The sequence below is a fragment of the Candidatus Clostridium eludens genome (assembly GCF_045310515.1).
Lineage (GTDB): Bacteria > Bacillota > Clostridia > Clostridiales > Clostridiaceae > Clostridium_B > Clostridium_B eludens.
Genome location: NZ_JBJHZX010000154.1, coordinates 1 through 558, shown reverse-complemented (window position 1 = coordinate 558; position 558 = coordinate 1). Strand labels below are relative to the sequence as shown.

Below are 558 nucleotides of genomic sequence, written 5' to 3'. Positions count from 1 at the left end.
ATAGTTATATTTATATGGTGTTTTTATAGGCAAAATAATTAATGAACTAAAATATTGTTAATAAGGGGTTACTATATGAAAGGTAATGACAATAACTCACCTAATATAGCATTAATAGGTAATGATTTGGATAAAGTAAAAGGAATATTACAAGATTTGTTGGTCTTTAGTTTAGAAGAAATTAAAAATAATCCATCATCGGAAGAGAGAATATTAACTTTATGGTGTAATCATATAAAAAGCTTTAATGACTTCTTTTTCAAGGAATTTGAGAGAACAAATAATAAAAAATTATATAAACGCGCAGTGAGGTTGCTGATATTTAAGCATTAATGGATATGAGTCCTAAAAGTGTTTATTCATAAGTAAAATCAAATTCAATAAAACCTTACTTAAATGGAGATCAAACAAACTGTAATAATTGTCCATGGAGGATATTATTATGTTAAACAAAAAATTTTTATATGGATTTACAGCTGGCTTATTTAGCTATAAATTTTATTCCAGCATAAAAAATGATATAAGGCCTATGACCATGAAAATAATAAGAAGAACCCT

At 25.4% G+C, this 558-nt stretch carries 1 protein-coding gene; it reads left to right on the top strand.

What is annotated here, in order from left to right; all coding sequences use genetic code 11:
* Nucleotides 1-75: 75 nt before the first annotated feature.
* Nucleotides 76-333 carry a hypothetical protein gene (locus ACJDU8_RS25640; protein ID WP_406795017.1) on the top strand — a complete coding sequence of 86 codons (258 nt, stop codon included), beginning with the start codon at nt 76-78 and terminating at the stop codon, nt 331-333.
* Nucleotides 334-558 lie beyond the last annotated feature (225 nt).